Raw genomic sequence first — 244 nt, 5'->3', positions numbered from 1 at the left:
CGTGAATCAGCGGATGCAGCTGCAATCGCTTGAATCACTCGGAGCATAAGCGGAATACAAGCAGGCTGACGTAACAAACGCTCAAACTGCGGCAGACCTGGTCAAAACAATTGAGACGGAATATGCCGGCCTTCACGGCATCATTCATAGCGCGGGTGTGATGAAAGATCAGTATATTGCAAAGAAAACAACCGAAGAGTTTTACAGTGTATTGGCTCCTAAAACGGACGGATTTGTCAACCTT

General features: G+C 47.1%; 1 pseudogene. It reads left to right on the top strand.

What is annotated here, in order from left to right:
- Positions 1 to 244: pseudogene (locus tag KVT31_RS29880) on the top strand (SDR family oxidoreductase); the annotation flags it as partial.

It is taken from the genome of Bacillus sp. GbtcB14 (assembly GCF_019091205.1).
GTDB lineage: Bacteria > Bacillota > Bacilli > Bacillales > Bacillaceae_G > Bacillus_A > Bacillus_A cereus_AG.
This window is presented reverse-complemented; position numbering and strand designations above follow the sequence as displayed.